This window comes from Vibrio sp. 10N.247.310.23, from assembly GCF_041467155.1.
GTDB lineage: Bacteria > Pseudomonadota > Gammaproteobacteria > Enterobacterales > Vibrionaceae > Vibrio > Vibrio crassostreae_C.
This window is the reverse complement of sequence record NZ_JBFSTZ010000004.1, coordinates 108,713-125,898: the sequence shown is the minus strand read 5'-3', so window position 1 is coordinate 125,898 and position 17,186 is coordinate 108,713. Positions and strand designations below refer to the sequence as shown.

Below are 17,186 nucleotides of genomic sequence, written 5' to 3'. Positions count from 1 at the left end.
CTTCTGTACGGCTCATCCAGTGTACTCATTGATAAGTATTTTGCTAGTAGGTTAGCTAACTTTTGTCCGCTTTATGCTGAAACTAGAACGACATCTAGTAATTGCGCGACGTTATCCGCGACATAGTCAGGGTTTGATGCTGAAATCGGCTCGCCGTGGTTATAACCGTAAGTCAGACCAAACGAGTGACAACCTGCATTCTTAGCCGCTTTAATGTCGTTGCTTGAATCGCCAACCATCAACATCTCTTCCGCTTTTACATTGTGCTTTTCTAGCAACCAGTTCAGAGCGACTGGGTTCGGTTTTTTCTCTGGGAAAGAGTCGCCACCCAACACATCAACAAAGTACTTATCAATACCGTGTTGCGCCAGTACGTCTGGTACAAACTTCGATGGCTTGTTGGTAACCAGCGCCATAGTGAAGCCGGCTTTATCCAGCTCAGCCAGCGTCTCTTTAACCGATGGGTAAAGGTGACTTAGCTTGTGACCGCCCTGCTCATAGAAATCATCAAACAGGATGCGTGCTTTTTTCAGTAGCTCTGGCTCTAGGCTTGGGTCAACCGTCAAGTTACGGCTGAGTGAACGTCCGATAAGAACATCAGCACCATTACCTACGTAGTCGCGAACTTGTTCTTCGCTCACTGAAGGGAAACCCAACTCCTGACAAGCTTGATCAGCAGCAACGGCCAAATCAGGCACGCTGTCTAACAAGGTTCCATCCAAATCAAAGGCGATCAGTTTTATTGAGCTTAATGACATCTTACTTTCCTATTTATTATGTTCGTCTTATGAGTTGAGCTATAAGACGTAAAAAAGGGGCAAATTAGCCCCTTAATATTCAATCTATCTGTAGTTTTACGATTATGCGTTTACTTTTGCAAGCTCTGCACGCATCTCATCAATCACTTCTTTGTAATCTGGTTGATTGAAGATAGCTGAACCCGCAACGAACATATCTGCGCCCGCTTCTGCGATTTCACGGATGTTATCAACCTTCACGCCGCCATCAATCTCAAGGCGAATGTCACGGCCTGACTCATCAATCAGCTTACGAACAGCACGTAGTTTATCTAGCGTGTGCGGAATGAAAGATTGACCGCCGAAGCCTGGGTTCACAGACATCAGTAGAATCATGTCTACTTTGTCTAGGATGTAATCTAAGCAAGAAAGCGGCGTTGCAGGGTTAAGAACCACACCCGCTTTACAGCCGTGCTCTTTGATTAGCTGTAGAGTGCGATCGATGTGCTCTGAAGCTTCAACGTGGAAGGTAATCATTGATGCGCCGGCTTTAGCAAACTCAGGCACGATGCTGTCTACTGGCTTAACCATAAGGTGAACATCGATAGGAGCCGTAATACCGTAGTCGCGCAGCGCTTTACAGATAGGCGCGCCAAAAGTCAGGTTAGGTACGTAGTGGTTGTCCATCACATCGAAGTGCACAACATCAGCACCAGCTGCGAGTACTTTTTCTACGTCTTCACCAAGACGAGCAAAATCTGCAGACAAAATCGATGGAGCGATTAGAAAATCTTTCATACCAAACCTCTTAAGAGTGAGTAAATTGCGAATATCACCGCCTTGTGACATCTCATATACAAATACAAGACTCAATTCCAAGACTATTTGGTGTGCAATTCTACCTAAGCAACTAAGCAGATCCTAGCAGTTCGAAAGATTAGTTTATGAAAGTACCCGTTGGTCACTCAATTTAATGAGTTCGAGGGTTATGTTGGCCGCTACAATTCTTCTGAAGCGTGTTGCTGGTTTTTCTCTTTATGAAAAAGTGCCAGTAACTCATCGACTTTATTGCGCCCTGCGCCATTACGGCTAATGGTGCGCTTAACCTTGACCACGTTCAGTTCTGCACCATGGTATAAACGGCGCGTTAAGGTGGTGTCATGGTTTGAGATCAAGACAGGGATGCCTCGTTCCATCGCTGCTTTTTCAGCAACATCCGCCAGTGCAGCTTGGTCATCTAAGCTAAAGCCATTACCTGCGTAAGAGGTAAAGTTTGCCGTGTTCGACAGTGGTGCGTATGGAGGATCGCAGTAAACCACACAGCCTTTGCGCGCGCGGCTAAAGGTTTCATGGTATCCCTCACAGACGAAGGTGGCTTTTTTCGCTTTCTCGGCAAAAAATTCCAGCTCAGCTTCTGGGAAGTAAGGTTTTTTATAAGAACCAAATGGAACGTTAAAACCGCCCTTCTTGTTGTAACGACATAGGCCATTGAAGCCAAATCGGTTCATATACAAGAAAGCCAATGAACGATACATGACGTTATCTGTACCATTGAACTCAGCGCGAATATCTAAGAAGGCTTCTTTACGGTTGTTCTCAGGACAGAACCAGCGCTTCGCTTCCGTGATATAAGTTTCAGGATCGGTTTTAAGCAGGTTGTACAGGTTGATAAGATCGGGATTGATATCTGCAAGCAGGTACTGTTCAAAGTCAGTATTCAGAAATACTGAGCCGGCACCGACAAACGGTTCTACCAATTTACGAGCAGGTGGCAGGTGACGTTGGATGTCTTCAACTAGGCCATATTTACCACCAGCCCATTTTAGAAAGGCACGCTGCTTTTTCATTTACTGCTCTATCTATCAACTCAAAAATAAGGCTGCGGAATGTAACATATTTTGAGGCTAAGCTCAGGGTTATTTCGCACGTTCTATCTCTCGATGCACTTGATTCATCGATTTTGCCCAAGGTTCCAACTGTTGAAGGGGTTTTGATAACGCACTTACCGCGTCTCTCGCCACTTGAATCGTTGGGTAATCTTGATAAGTGATAATAAACCACTTGGTGTCGTTGCGAAGTGTTGGGTAAATACGAACCTTGTTCTCAAGGTCATACTCTTCAATGAAAGACTGTACGTCGTCCAATGAGGTCATCGCACTCAACTGCAAAGTATAAGCTCGCGGAGAGATAGCTTGTAACTCTTCGCGAGAAAATGAGAATGTAATTTTCTTAGTCGGTGGCGTGGACTGTGTTAGGTCTGTTGCTTCATCGGCTGAAGGCTGTGACTCCACTTTGTCTGCATCTGATTGCGAACTCACCGCGGCACCTGTGTTTTCTTCAACAGCAGCATCAATCGCACTGGTATCGGCACTTTCAGGTTTATCATCAAGCAAGGCATCAACCACATCAGAGGTGATTACGACACGCTGCTGATCTTGTTCGACTTCTCCAACACTCGCGGTATCTTCAACGACAGTCGGTGGCAAAGATGATCTGTCGTCATCAGCACCTTGATAACTCATGTCAGCTTCGGCTTCAGAATCGTCCATTCCGTCGATTCCAGCTTGCTCGGTACCACTTTCCACTTCAAAAGTTGGGATAGCTGTCTGTTCAATCGGAGCGATAAGAGATTGCGCTTTATCGTCAGGGGTTGGTTGACTGAACATCCACCAATAACCACCACCAATTAAAATCAACAGCAAGGCCACCACAATCGCGATATTGATGGGTGAGCCAATAATTGAGCGAATAATAATCCTTTTTTCCACTTTCAATTCTCCTAAAGCCATTAACTCACCGGGCAGAGGTTGCGCTTTATTAAACGCACGTCGCACGCAAGTTTCAGACTCATCATCAACATATCGAATCACCAGTGATTCAAAGAAATGTTCAGCTTCTGGTTGCGAAAGGTCATCGATCTCAAGATCGATAGGTTTGTGTTGTTGACCGTAGCTCAAACGCGTTAATAACGTATCTAAGTGGCCAGGTTCCGAGAAGAGAACGATATTGATCGTCCATTGAGGGTTTGATTGAGCTTCCAGTACCAACATCCATAATTCGGATACCAATAGCTCAGAAAGTCGTTGGGCATCATCAACGACGATAACCACATTACACGGTTCTCCATCCAGTAACCTTGTTAGGCTATCCGATAAGGAATCATGTTGATTAAACAGGGGATCAGAAACAATTTGGCTAAGAATGAGCGCACGGCGTTGTTGATCGTCTTGGCTTGGATGACAAAGCAGTAAACACTGATTTTTTTCTGTCGACCATGCTTCAAGATAACGCTGAGCCAACCAAGATCGGCCAGAGCCAGCTTTGCCCGCCACCGTCACAAGGTTTGAACCAAAGTTAGTCAAAAGCTGTAAGCGCTCTAGCAGCTCAACTTGAGATTCTAACTCTAATACTCTTAATTCATGAGCCAAACTCATTGGGGATCCCTACTGATAAGATCGATCAGTAAAACGCTTCAGTTGCCTAGAGTTTAGCTAGGCAACCTCACAACCAAATTTAAAGAGTACGGCAGAAATCGATCGCTTGTTTAATGATGTCTTGAGGCACATCAGCAACCACTTCAGCAGTACCAATACTTGTTGGTAATACCAAACGCAACTGACCAGACAGCACTTTTTTATCGCGCATCATGTGCTTCATAAAGTCTTCAAAAGACATGCTTTCTGGCGTATGGATTGGTAGTTTCGCATTCTTGAGTATAGAAATAATTCGCTCAAGTTGCTGCTGAGAGATCAGTCCCTGTAATTGAGCTGTTTTAGCTGCCATTACAGTGCCTGACGACACAGCTTCACCATGTAGCCAATTACCATAGCCTAGTTCTGCTTCAATCGCATGACCAAATGTATGACCTAGGTTCAATAACGCTCTGATTCCTGACTCTTTTTCATCTAGAGCCACCACTTCAGCCTTAATTGCACAACAACGAGCAATCGCGGTAATCAGTGCTTCTTCATCAAGTTGATAAAGTTTCTCTAGATTCTGCTCCAACCAATCAAAGAAGGCTTCATCGTAAATGATGCCGTATTTGATCACCTCAGCAATGCCCGCTGCAAACTCACGCTCTGGAAGCGTTGATAAACAGTTGGTATCGATGATCACAGATTTCGGTTGGTAAAAAGCGCCGATCATATTCTTACCAAGAGGATGGTTTACTGCGGTTTTACCACCAACAGAAGAGTCCACTTGAGAAAGAAGGGTCGTCGGGATTTGAATGAAATCAATACCGCGCTGGTAACAAGAGGCAGCAAAACCGACCAAGTCACCGATAACACCACCTCCTAAAGCAATCACCACCACATCGCGGCTGTAATTTCCTTCAAGCATGTAGCTCATCACTGAATTGAACGTTTCAAGGGTTTTGTACTGTTCACCGTCTGGCAGCTCGAGAAGAGATGTCTGACAGCCGACTTGATCCAATAGCGATAAAATTTTATCAGCATAAAGAGGCGCTACTGTCACATTACTGATAACAACAACTTTCTGCTTACCTGATAAAAAAGAAAGGTACGCCGGGTCTTCAAATAACCCGGCGCCAATAGAGATAGGGTAGCTACGCTCAGCTAGATTGACCGTAATCCGTTCCATGGGTTTGCTCTCCGAAAAAATGAACTTAACGTTCTTCTAGCATTTTTACGATCTGGTTGGCTACCACTTTTGCACTTTGGTCGTCAGTACGAACTGTGTAGTCCGCCACTTCTTCGTATAGTGCGTTGCGAGATACAGCTAGATCTTCTAGCACATCACGCGGGTTGTCTGTTTGAAGTAGAGGGCGTTTCTTGTCGCGGTTAGTGCGAGCAAGTTGCTTTTCAATTGTTGTCTCTAGGTATACAACAATGCCTCGTGCAGATAGACGGTTACGGTTTTCTTTGCTCAACACTGAACCACCACCTGTCGCAAGAACAATACCTTGTTCTTCTGTCAGATCATTGATTACAGATTCTTCGCGCTTACGGAAACCTTCTTCGCCCTCAACATCAAAAACCCATGCGATGTCTGCGCCAGTGCGCTCTTCGATCACAGTGTCAGAGTCTAGAAACTCCATATGAAGTTGGGAAGCTAGGTGTCTACCAATTGTACTTTTGCCGGCGCCCATTGGGCCAACAAGAAAAATATTGCGTTTCTCAGCCATGTTTTTAGCAGTAATTTACAACGTTAATTCAATGACATCGCCACAAGGTAGGTCAGTACAAGTACTGAAATTAAAAGGCCCGTGGCACCGATTCCTCACAGATAATTCGTGATAAGACCCGAAATTATCAAGGTTAGGTGCCACTAATGCAACTTTATTTTTAATCTAATTGTTCATTACTGAATCACAACTTTGGGTGTGACAAAAATAAGTAGTTCACTTTTACCCACATTTTCATAGCTGCGACGGAACAATGCGCCCAAAACTGGCAGGTCCCCCAACAGAGGAACTTTATCCACTGTACTGCTCACGCTGTGCTGAAATATCCCGCCAAGCACGACAGTTTCACCATTATTAACAAGCACTTGCGTACCTATTCTTTGCGTATCAATGGCGACCGCTTCACCGGTTCCAGTTTTTACCACTTGCCCTGGCCTATCTTGAGTCACGCTCAAATCCAATACCAAACGATTATCGGGCGTGATCTGCGGTGTCACCTTAAGACTCAACACGGCTTTCTTAAATGCAACCGACGTAGCGCCACTTGAAGATGACTCTAAGTAAGGAATTTCAGTACCTTGCTCAATATAAGCCGGCTTTTTATTGGTGGTGATTAAGCGTGGACTAGAAATGATTTCAGCTTTTGACTCTTGTTGCAGTGCCGACAGTTCAAGATCGAGTAAGGTATCTGAACCCAGTTTGGCCACCTGAAACGCAATACTCGAGGCGTTCGGCGATGTTGCCCCTAAATTGACGTTGAGATAGTCATCAATCACGCTGCTGCCGCTATCGTCGTCATACGGCGTAATCGCTGATGGGTGGTTACCTTCGATTGAGCCACCAACGGTGAAGCTTCCGTTGGTTGAGGAAACGCCCCAGCGCACGCCAAGCTCATCAAGATTACCCTCAGTAACCGTGACAATACGTGCCTCTATCTGTACCTGCTTCACGGGAATGTCTAACGATTCAATGATGCCTCGGATCACGGCAATGTTTTCTTCCAATTCACGAATGAGCAGTGAGTTGGTGCGCTCATCAATGGTAATCGAACCACGATCGGACAACATGCTGACCGCACCTTCACCTCCAATCATGTCAGCGATGTCGGTGGCTTTAGCAAAGTTAATCTTGATGATTTCCGATTTAAGCTCCCCTAACTCCTCTTCTAAGCGCGATTTCTCTAACGCTTGTTGCTCTCGAAGGTCGAGCTCCGCTTTCGGCGCGACCAAGATAACATTGCCATCAACACGCTTATCCAAGCCTTTAACTTGCAAGATAATGTCGAGAACTTGCTGCCAAGGTACGCCATCTAAGCGTAACGTCAGGTTTCCGGCTACCGAATCAGACACCACGAGATTGAAGTCGTTGTAATCGGCAATCAGTTGCAGGACATTTCGTACCGGGATATCCTGGAAGTTAATCGATATCAGCTTGCCCTCTTTCTCTAGAACGCTTTTTTCTTTGGTCGCTTCATCGAGCACCGGTTTGCTGATCACCACCTCAATAAAGCGCCCCTTTAGGTTGTATTCATACTGATAGTCATTGCTAATCGTCGCTAGAAGCCGAGTGCTTGGTGTCTCTTTATAGACTTCAATGCCTTCAACCAAGGTAGCGAAATCCTTCACATCCAGCAGGTAGAGCTTGTCATCATCAACTTGAGTATTGATTAGCTCGATACTTAACCCTTCCTGAGCTCGTTGAACATCCACCACTGCTGTGCTGGTCGCCAGCTCAATAATGATGACGGCGTCTTTATCCTTATTGACCCTAAAATCAATATTCTCCAATTTGTTCGGTAAGCTCTCGGCATGGCTGAGCACGCTAACAACCAACATCACAGACACAGCAAAACCTTGTAGAGCCTTGCTCACTAATCCACTTATTCCTTTAATCATATTTACATCTCATATCCACATCATGTGACATTGGTTTACTTCAGAGCCAGCCTAACGTTGCGCTTATGCCAACAACCTAAGCCATCTGGAAGAGTTTCATTAATCTGAACGTATTGGCTCGTCACCTTAGTAACTCGGCCATTGTTTAAGCCGATAAACTGGCCTTTCTTGACGTTTACCACGTTGCCTTTGGGTGTTTGCACTAAGCCAAACACGCTTGAGCCACTGCCCATCACGCCTCTTAAACGAAGCTTACTCAGCGGGTACTTCTCTAACTTGCCATTACGAGAACGGGCGCTGGGTTGCCAACAGTCTTTCTTAACCAAGGGTTGGTTTTGCACAATGGCTTCTTTAGGCAGTTCAAAGGGAGGACGCAAAGATCGGCGCTGATAAGTCGCCGCCGTGAATTCAGTTGCTGGGACAAGTTGCTCGACATCTTTTCTCGCCTTGGCTTCAACCTGCGCCACAAAATCTTGCAGTGAGTCTTGATTAGCTTTGCAGCCTGACAACGCAAGCATCAATACGATTGAGTAAAACGCGCTATTGGGTTTCATCATTAACCTCCGATTTAAACTGGTAGGTATAAGCTCGAACCCTAAAGTGCAGCGTGCTACTTTCTTGACTGACTCGCTGCCAATTCACATCATCAAAGCTAATAATACGCGGCAGCTTGGCGATGGCAGCAGAGAAGTCACCAATCTCGTGATAGTCACCTGTCAGCTCTATATTGAGAGGCAATCGATAGAGAAACTCCTTATTCTGCTTTTGCCCCCAATCGATTCGTGTGAAGGTCAGCGAGTTATCCAAGCCGAGCTCATTCACGGAGGCCAACATGCTCGCTAACTCCTTTTGAACGGGCAGCTGCTCTAATAGATAATCGTAGCGACTAGTTAGCTCATCCAACTGGCTCTGCAACTTAGGCAAGGCTGCAACCTTATTCGCCTTTATCCTCAAGGTCGTTTTTAAGGTCTGCTCCTGTTGCTTCATCTGTTTCAGTTCCTCGTCGAGCGGCAGCAGATACAGCCAAGTGCCAACACCTTGGATTAACACCATCAACACCAGAATCACGAGAAGCTGAGGCAACAATGGCCATTCGGTGATCTCATCAACATCGAGATCTTGCAAGCTCATCCTGTTTTGCCTACTAATCCTATTTTGAAGGTTAGCCATGATGCGCCCCCTTATCTTTTCTGCTCGCGGTTGTGTTTTCTAAAGACACAGGGCTAAACACAAAAGAGACCTTGAAGGTCTGAAACTCTTTATTGAAGCGCTGGCGGTTATGAACGATAGAGTGCATCTCGACCCCTTTCAAAGAATCTGAACGTTCGAGGTTGTCCAACATGGTGGCGAGACGAGCAGTGCTGTCGCTGATGCCCGACATTTCAATCTCCTGACCATTCATCTTTATCTTGTCGACATAGACACCCTCTGGAATCAGCTCCGGCATCAAGTTCATGAAGTCGGTGGTCTTATTACGGCCAAGCTGCAGCGACTCAACCACATCAAGTCGAGTCAGAATGGCTTTGTGTTCTTGCTCTGCGACTTTTAACGACTGAATTTGTCGGTCGAGCTCAGCAATGTACTGATTGAGGTAATTGAGGCGAGCTTGCTGCTTGGCTTGTTGATCGTGAAAATAGTGACCAACCGCCCATTGCCCTATAAGCGCAATGATGACGCCAAGAATGACCAGATGGATAAAACGCTTCTTGTGCTGAGCACGAATCTCATCACGCCACGGCAGCAGGTTAATTTGATGCAACATGCTTCTCTCCCTGCCACTTGAGCCCACTCATCGCCATACCCGCCGCGATACCAAAGTGTTGCCAGTCAATCGGCAGTCGGCGTCTCTTGGCGACCTTATTCTCAAATAAAGACAAAGGATTCAATGACTCGCAGCTCAACTGAAAATGGCGTTCTAGCTCTTCGGTTACCATAGGGATGCTGGCGCCCTCGCCCATCAACCAAATCCCTGAGATAGGTTGCTGCGCATTTCCCGATGAATAGAGCTGCAATTGACGCTTGAGCTTCTCAATCAGGTTAACAATGAATTGATGTGTCTCTTCCATAGTACCGAACACGCTCTCGATATCACTCGGGTCATCTGAGCTGCGAAGATCTTGAGTGCCAAAGGCGATGTCTTTATAGAAAGGCGCCGAATTCTGCGGGATAACCCCTAGCGAGGTTTGGTCGATTCCAACATCCACTAGCAACCAGTTTTTCTTATCGGGATACAGGCGCGAGGCCAATTGCCAGATATTAAGTAGCCCATGCGCCTGTGTATCCACCACCACAGGTTTGAAGCCAGCCTTGGTTAATGCATCCGCTCGGCTATCCACAACTTCTTTACGAGTGGCGTATACCTGATAACTGCTTGTCGAACCTTTACCAAATCGTTTGTCTTCCAGCTTTACAAAATCTAAACTCAGCTCCTCGATAGGAAAGGGAGATTGATGGGCGAAGGTTTGATAGATAGAAAACTCTTTTTCTCTGTCTTCTAACTCACTCTCTATTTGCAGTACTTTGCTGATCACCGTGTTATCAGGTACCGAAATGGCGACGTTGCGACAGCCAAAAGGCAGTCCTTTCCTAAGTTCTTTAAGTTTCTTAACAGTTTTCTGATACTCCAAAGTATGGTTAGCTGTAAAAATGTCGTCCGAAATCGGCAGCTCTTTGTATCCCACCAGGGCATACGATTCCCCAACGGGTTTTAGTACCACGGCTTTGATGCTGTGGTGATTTATATCTATACCTGTAATTAATGATGAACCCATGTGACCTAGCTCCTGAAGTGCCAAGCATTTCGTTGATTATCTAGGGGTTGTGATTATTAGTTAAATAAGCGTTAATAAACGAAAGCTAAGTTTTTAACCTAGAGTACAAGGGTTTGCTGCTTATCAGCCTTAACTAATCAGGGATTATCCGGTGAAGTTCATAAAGCGATTATTCATATTTACATTGGTTTGCATGATTCTTGGAGTCAGTACAATTTTCGGGTTTTATTATTACGTAAAACCAGAGTTGCCTGATGTTGCCACTTTGCGTGACGTAGAACTCCAAACGCCAATGCAAGTCTTCAGTCAAGACGGTAAATTGATCTCTCAATTTGGTGAAAAACGTCGTAACCCAGTCACTTATGACGAGATCCCTCGCCACTTAATTGAGGCTCTGATTGCCACCGAAGATAGCCGTTTCTATGAACACCCAGGTATTGACCCAATCGGTATCACACGTGCAGCACTCGTGGTTGCAATGTCGGGTTCAGCCAAACAAGGTGCTAGTACCATTACTCAGCAGCTTGCGCGTAACTTCTTCTTATCTAATGAGAAAAAGATTATGCGTAAGATCAAAGAGATCTTCATTGCGATCCACATTGAGCAACTTCTTAGTAAAGAAGAGATCATGGAGCTTTACGTCAACAAGATCTTCCTTGGTCACCGTTCGTATGGTTTTGGCGCGGCAGCACGTGTTTACTTCGGTAAAGATCTTCCTGATCTCACGCTGAGTGAAATTGCGACCCTTGCGGGTATGCCAAAAGCACCTTCGACAATGAACCCTATTTACTCTGTTGAGCGCGCGACTAACCGTCGTAACGTTGTATTGCGTCGTATGTTAGACGAGAAATACATCACTCAAGCAGAGTTCGATGACGCTCGTAGCGAAGAGCTTATCTCGAAATACCACGGTGCAGAGATCGAACTGAGCGCGCCATATGTTGCTGAAGTTGCACGTGCTTGGATGGTGGAACGCTATGGTGAAGAAGCTTATACATCAGGCATGAAGGTCTACACGACCGTTGATTCGAAACTGCAAAAAGCAGCGAACCAAGCCGCAATTAAGAACCTACTTGGCTACGATGAGCGTCACGGCTACCGTGGTGCTGAAAAAGTATTGTGGCAGACTGCGCAATCAGCGTGGGATCAAGAACAAATCGTTAAACACCTTAAGTCTCAACCAACCTATGGTGACCTAGTCCCTGCTGTTGTTACCGCGGTTGATTCGAAAAGTGCTCAAATTTGGGTTAAGAACCAAGGTGAAGGCACTATCGAATGGCAAGGCATGAACTGGGCGCGTAAATTCCTAACGGATAACCGCCAAGGACCAGCGCCTTCTCAAGCGAAAGAAATTCTGGCGGTTGGTGAACAAATCTGGGTTCGCCATGAAGCCGTTACCGGCGATGAAGTCTCTGAAGAGCCGACAGAAGAGTCAGCGACTGCAGAATCAGAAACACCGATTGTATGGCGACTAAGCCAAGTACCGAATGCGAACACAGCATTTGTTGCAATGAACCCGAACAACGGCGCGGTATTGTCGATGGTCGGTGGCTTTAACTTTGTCCACAACAAGTTCAACCGTGCAACGCAATCTATTCGTCAGGTGGGTTCTGGTATCAAACCCTTTATCTACTCAGCAGCGATTGAGAAAGGCTTAACGCTAGCCTCACTGATCAACGATGCACCGATTAACCAATGGGATAAGAGCCAAGGTACCGCATGGCGACCAAAGAACTCGCCACCGACTTACGTGGGTCCAACTCGTTTACGTATTGGCTTAGCTCAGTCTAAAAACGTAATGGCGGTACGTGTACTGCGCGAAGTAGGTCTAGATGATACTCGTAACTACCTAACTCGATTTGGCTTTGATATTGATGAAGTTCCGCGCTCTGAAACCATTGCTCTGGGTGCGGGTAGCTTAACGCCAATGAAAGTAGCTCAAGGTTACTCAGTATTCGCTAATGGCGGCTACTACGTTGAACCTTTCTACATCAGCCGCATTGAGACACCATTTGGTGAGACTGAATTTGAAGCGACACCAAAAGTGGTTTGTAAAGACGATTGCCAACAGCAAATGACCTCAGACCCAATGGCTGATGAGTTTGCAGAGCAAGATGTGGATGCCAAAGTACAATACGCACCTCAAGTTATCTCTGAACAGAACGCATTCCTTGTTCGTGAAATGATGTACAGCAACATCTGGGGTGGCGGTGATTGGAGCGCTGGCACTGGTTGGAACGGTACTGGTTGGCGTGCACAACCGTTGAAGCGTCGTGACATTGGCGGAAAAACGGGTACCACCAACGATTCTAAAGATACTTGGTACAGCGGCTACGGCCCTGGCATGGTGGCTACGGTATGGGTTGGTTTTGATAACCACAACCGCAACCTAGGCCGTACTAAAGCGAACTCGAACCTTGGTAAAAATCAGATTACTGGTGCAGAAGCTGGCGCGAAAACAGCAGAACCTGCATGGGTTGATTTTATGGGTACGGCGTTAGCGGGTGTTCCTGCTGAGCGTAAAGAAATTCCGGAGAACATCGTCCGTGTTCGAATCGACCGTGAAACTGGCTTACTGACCAACAAGTTCGATAGCTCATCAATGTTCGAGTACTTCGAGAAAGGCACAGAGCCAACCGAGTACATCACTGAACGTTTCAATGATGACATCTACTCAACCTCATCAGGTGAAGCAGTAGAAGAACTGTTCTAACTAAGGTTTGTAGAACCTAGTAACATGAACCAACAAAAAGGGTTGATATGCATTCATATCAACCCTTTTTTTATATCTATATCTGACCAGACTAGGCTCTAAATTCAAGCGCTAAGCCGTCTTCTCCAGTTGAGTTCGAATCGTCTCAGCCAATTGCTCGAAACGTCCCTTCAATGGAGAGCCCGGACGGTAGGCAACAACAATGCGACGTGAAGGTGTTGGATTCACAGCAGGTACGTAACACACACCGTCTTTCTGCTTCTCTTTCGGCACCGATAGCTGAGGAAGCAAGGTAATCCCCGCCCCCGCCGCGACCATGTTACGCAGCGTTTCTAAGCTGGTTGCCTTAAAGCGCTCATCATCTTTGGCGCCCGCAGCAAAACAGAAGCCCAAGGCTTGGTCTCTCAAACAGTGACCGTCACCTAGCGCAAGTACGGTTTGTCCATTTAGCTGCAGCATATCGACAGTGTCTTGCTGAGCCCACTCGTGGTCACATGGAACGGCAACACTTAACGGCTCGTCATACACATCGATCTCTTTGAACACCGCCGTTTCATCAACCGCAGCCAGTACTAAGCAATCAAGCTTGCCATCTTCAAGTTGGCTCACTAACTGATGGGTCTGAGCTTCATGCAGGTAAAGCTCAAGATCTGGGAAGCTCTCTTTAAGATGAGGAACAATCTTAGGCAAGATGTAAGGACCCACGGTTGGAATAAAACCAATGTGCATTGGCCCCGTCATCGCTTCACCGTGTCCACTCGCCATATCTTTAAAAGTTTTTACTTCATTGAGAATACGCTTGGCTTGTTCAACAAGTTGTAACCCTGATTCTGTAAATATCACCTTCCTTGGACTACGCTCGGTTAACTGAAGTCCAATTTCATCTTCGAGTTTGCGTATTTGACCGCTTAGTGTCGGCTGACTGACAAAGCACGCTTCTGCCGCTTTTCGGAAGTGTTTATGCTCTGCGAGCGCCACCAAGTATTCAAAGTCACGAATGTTCATGATCAGTCTCTTACCTCAGGTTTTAATAAGAACAAGGGTTCTAATAGAAACATTTAAAAGAAAAATGCTCTTGATAGAATTTACCTATCAAAACCATAACATCAAACGATTAGAGCTATCAAAGGATTTATCTAATAATGGGCTCAACGAAACGAAACAGAGCGAAGAAAAACGTTAAGCTCTGATAGAACAAAATTAAAAATACTATTTAAGGAAATCAATATGTTTGCATCTAAAGAAGGTCAATCAATCCCTCAAGTAACATTCCCAACTCGCCAAGGTGATGCATGGGTTAACGTAACTACTGAAGAGCTATTCAAAGACAAGACAGTTATCGTATTCAGCCTACCAGGTGCGTTTACGCCAACATGTTCGTCAAGCCACCTACCTCGTTACAACGAGCTACACTCTGTATTCAAAGAAAACGGTGTTGATGACATTCTGTGTGTTTCAGTAAACGACACATTCGTAATGAACGCTTGGAAAGCAGACCAAGAAGCGGAAAACATCACCTTCATCCCAGATGGTAACGGTGATTTCACAGACGGCATGGGTATGCTAGTTGAGAAAAACGACATCGGCTTCGGCAAACGTTCATGGCGTTACAGCATGCTGGTTAAAAACGGCGTGGTAGAAAAAATGTTCATCGAAGAAGACGTACCAGGCGACCCGTTCAAGGTTTCTGATGCAGATACTATGCTTAACTACCTTGCTCCTGAGCACAAAGAGCAAGAGTCAATCACAGTATTCACTAAGCCAGGCTGTCCTTTCTGTATGAAAGCAAAACAGAACCTAATCGACAAAGGTCTGAACTACGAAGAAGTGGTTCTAGGTAAAGATGCAACAACAGTAAGCCTACGTGCAATCTCTGGTCGCACTACCGTTCCTCAAGTATTCATCGGTGGCAAACACATCGGTGGTAGTGAAGAACTAGAAACTTTCCTAGGCTAATCGCTTCATCGCCGATATAGGCTTAGAAGTATCAGCTAACCCACCCTCTTGTGGGTTAGCTATTCCAAACACTCTTATCTGAGTTTTGGGAAAAAGAATATAGCTGGTGACTCGCCTGTCTTTTACTAACCTATAGTTAGCAATAAAAGCAGAGTCACAAGCTAAACCTAATAAAACAGAATCACAAAACTGACCCGCAATCCTGACTCTCAAAAAATCATCAGAGTTGGAGGGGTTCGTTCAAACCAAATTTAGCCATTGCGAGAAAATTATTATGAAACAAGTCAATGTAGATGTAGCAGTTATCGGGGGCGGTACGGCAGGTTTAGGTTCTTACCGCGCTGCAAAAGCACACACTGACAGTGTCGTGATGATTGAAGGTGGTCCTTACGGTACAACCTGTGCTCGTGTTGGTTGTATGCCATCTAAACTGCTTATTGCAGCTGCGGAAAGCGTACACCAAATCGAGAAAGCTCCGGCTTTTGGCGTTCACCCACAAGGTGATATCGTGATTAACGGCCGTGAAGTGATGAACCGAGTGAAGTTTGAGCGTGACCGTTTTGTTGGTTTTGTTTTAGAAGGTGTTGATGAAATCCCAGAGCAAGACAAGATCGCTGGCTACGCAAAGTTCTTAGATGACAACACACTACAAATTGATGACCACACGGTTGTCACCGCTAAGCGTATTGTTATCGCGACCGGTTCTCGCCCTGCATACCCTGCCGTTTGGAATGAGCTTGGCGATCGCCTGATCATTAACGACGACGTGTTCAGCTGGGATGATTTACCAGAATCGGTTGCGGTATTTGGCCCTGGTGTTATTGGTCTTGAGCTTGGTCAGTCACTGCACCGCTTAGGTGTGAAGACCAAACTGTTCGGTTTGGGTGGTCAAGTTGGCCCAGTAACTGATCCAGAGATCATGGCTTATGCAGATAAAGCTTTCAATGAAGAGTTCTATCTCGATGCCGACGTGAAAATCGAAAGCATGAAGCGCATTACCACTGAATCGGGTGAGCCACGTGTCGAAATCCAGTTCATCAATAAACAAGGTGAATTAGAAACTAACGTCGTTGAATACGTACTAGCAGCAACAGGTCGTCGCCCTAACACTGACAAGCTTGGCTTAGAGAATACCTCTCTAGAGCTTGATGAACGTGGTGTGCCAATCGCAGACCACTACACGCTACAAACATCACTACCATCAATATTTATCGCTGGTGATGCGAGTAACCAACTGCCTCTACTGCATGAAGCAGCAGACCAAGCTCGTATTGCGGGTGACAATGCAGGTCGCTTCCCAGAGATTCGTGCAGGCCTACGCCGCTCTAAAATCTCGGCAGTATTCTCTGACCCGCAAATCGCGATGGTTGGTGAAACCTACAAAGAGATCACCACACGCTTGGGCACATGTGGCTGTTTCGCAACGGGTGAAGTGTCTTTCGAAAACCAAGGTCGTTCTCGAGTGATGCTGCGCAACAAAGGTATTCTGCACGTATACGGCGAGCAAGGTACAGGCCGCTTCCTTGGTGCTGAGATGATGGGACCAAACGCAGAACACTTGGCTCACTTGTTAGCATGGGCACACCAGAACAAGATGACGGTTTCTGAGATGCTAGACATGCCGTTCTACCACCCAGTAATCGAAGAGGGTGTACGAACTGCCCTACGTGACCTGAATGCGAAACTGCACCTAGGCCCAGAGATGGTGAAACACTGCCTAGATTGTGGCCCTGGTTGTTAAATTATTGATATTTAATATAAATAGCTTACCTTTGGTAAGCTATTTTTCTATTTACCCACATATTTCATAATGTTTTCCACACCAAGTATGATTAAAGTCACTTGGTTACTTTTAGATACATTTCGACACTTCCATTCATCCCCTTGCATACCTCTATAATAGTAACTCATCGAAAGGTGACCTTTATTCCATAAAGGGAATTTTCAGCAATTTACTACAACTAAAAT

16 protein-coding genes are annotated in these 17,186 nt (G+C 45.8%); 4 read left to right on the top strand and 12 right to left on the bottom strand.

Translation table 11 applies throughout. The features are described 5' to 3' along the window. Positions 1–71: 71 nt before the first annotated feature. From AB6D93_RS04305 to pilM, 11 genes are all read right to left on the bottom strand, one after another. Positions 72–758, bottom strand: a complete 687-nt coding sequence (locus AB6D93_RS04305; RefSeq protein ID WP_017061120.1) for a phosphoglycolate phosphatase — start codon at positions 756–758, stop codon at positions 72–74. Between the two features lie 102 nt (positions 759–860). Next, complete coding sequence (gene rpe, locus AB6D93_RS04300) at positions 861–1,535, bottom strand: ribulose-phosphate 3-epimerase (protein WP_010435263.1); 675 nt, start codon at positions 1,533–1,535, stop codon at positions 861–863. 200 nt (positions 1,536–1,735) lie between these two features. Further along, the gene (locus AB6D93_RS04295) at positions 1,736–2,584 is read right to left on the bottom strand and encodes a Dam family site-specific DNA-(adenine-N6)-methyltransferase (protein WP_017061122.1); all 849 of its coding nucleotides are present in this window, start codon (positions 2,582–2,584) and stop codon (positions 1,736–1,738) included. 69 nt (positions 2,585–2,653) lie between these two features. Next, on the bottom strand, positions 2,654–4,171 hold the full coding sequence (locus tag AB6D93_RS04290) for an AAA family ATPase (protein WP_102333881.1): 1,518 nt from the start codon (positions 4,169–4,171) through the stop codon (positions 2,654–2,656). Positions 4,172–4,250: 79 nt separating this feature from the next. Continuing rightward, positions 4,251–5,339: a 3-dehydroquinate synthase gene (gene aroB / locus AB6D93_RS04285; protein WP_017061124.1), complete on the bottom strand. Its 1,089-nt coding sequence runs from the start codon at positions 5,337–5,339 to the stop codon at positions 4,251–4,253. Between the two features lie 25 nt (positions 5,340–5,364). After that, the gene (gene aroK / locus AB6D93_RS04280) at positions 5,365–5,883 is read right to left on the bottom strand and encodes a shikimate kinase AroK (protein WP_017061125.1); all 519 of its coding nucleotides are present in this window, start codon (positions 5,881–5,883) and stop codon (positions 5,365–5,367) included. A gap of 176 nt (positions 5,884–6,059) precedes the next feature. Next, positions 6,060–7,778: a type IV pilus secretin PilQ gene (locus tag AB6D93_RS04275; protein ID WP_032545762.1), complete on the bottom strand. Its 1,719-nt coding sequence runs from the start codon at positions 7,776–7,778 to the stop codon at positions 6,060–6,062. A 35-nt stretch (positions 7,779–7,813) separates the two neighbouring features. Beyond that, on the bottom strand, positions 7,814–8,332 hold the full coding sequence (locus tag AB6D93_RS04270) for a pilus assembly protein PilP (RefSeq protein ID WP_017063694.1): 519 nt from the start codon (positions 8,330–8,332) through the stop codon (positions 7,814–7,816). Next, positions 8,319–8,948, bottom strand: coding sequence for a type 4a pilus biogenesis protein PilO (locus AB6D93_RS04265; protein WP_017061128.1), 630 nt, complete (start codon positions 8,946–8,948; stop codon positions 8,319–8,321). Before AB6D93_RS04265 ends, AB6D93_RS04270 begins: the two co-directional genes overlap by 14 nt. Beyond that, positions 8,941–9,540 carry a PilN domain-containing protein gene (locus AB6D93_RS04260; RefSeq protein ID WP_102333882.1) on the bottom strand — a complete coding sequence of 200 codons (600 nt, stop codon included), beginning with the start codon at positions 9,538–9,540 and terminating at the stop codon, positions 8,941–8,943. The genes AB6D93_RS04265 and AB6D93_RS04260 overlap by 8 nt, the downstream gene beginning before the upstream one ends. Beyond that, complete coding sequence (gene pilM, locus AB6D93_RS04255; protein WP_102333883.1) at positions 9,524–10,549, bottom strand: type IV pilus assembly protein PilM; 1,026 nt, start codon at positions 10,547–10,549, stop codon at positions 9,524–9,526. The genes AB6D93_RS04260 and pilM overlap by 17 nt, the downstream gene beginning before the upstream one ends. Positions 10,550–10,700: 151 nt before the next feature. Between pilM and AB6D93_RS04250 the strand changes: the two genes are divergently transcribed. Then, positions 10,701–13,262, top strand: coding sequence for a penicillin-binding protein 1A (locus tag AB6D93_RS04250; RefSeq protein ID WP_170967445.1), 2,562 nt, complete (start codon positions 10,701–10,703; stop codon positions 13,260–13,262). Positions 13,263–13,373: 111 nt separating this feature from the next. Here AB6D93_RS04250 and oxyR read toward each other — a convergent pair whose 3' ends face one another. Next, positions 13,374–14,267, bottom strand: coding sequence for a DNA-binding transcriptional regulator OxyR (gene oxyR, locus AB6D93_RS04245; RefSeq protein ID WP_017061132.1), 894 nt, complete (start codon positions 14,265–14,267; stop codon positions 13,374–13,376). On the opposite strand from oxyR, the gene AB6D93_RS04240 reads away from it, so the two are divergent. The 3 genes from AB6D93_RS04240 to AB6D93_RS04230 all read left to right on the top strand — a co-directional run bounded on the left by AB6D93_RS04240 (position 14,266) and on the right by AB6D93_RS04230 (position 16,959). Beyond that, a complete protein-coding gene (locus AB6D93_RS04240) occupies positions 14,266–14,445 on the top strand; it encodes a hypothetical protein (protein WP_017096544.1) in 180 nt (59 codons plus the stop codon). The genes oxyR and AB6D93_RS04240 overlap by 2 nt on opposite strands. Before the next feature lie 44 nt (positions 14,446–14,489). Beyond that, positions 14,490–15,218: a glutathione peroxidase gene (locus tag AB6D93_RS04235; RefSeq protein WP_017061133.1), complete on the top strand. Its 729-nt coding sequence runs from the start codon at positions 14,490–14,492 to the stop codon at positions 15,216–15,218. 274 nt (positions 15,219–15,492) lie between these two features. Beyond that, complete coding sequence (locus AB6D93_RS04230; RefSeq protein WP_102333885.1) at positions 15,493–16,959, top strand: dihydrolipoyl dehydrogenase; 1,467 nt, start codon at positions 15,493–15,495, stop codon at positions 16,957–16,959. The last annotated feature ends 227 nt before the right edge of the window (positions 16,960–17,186 follow it).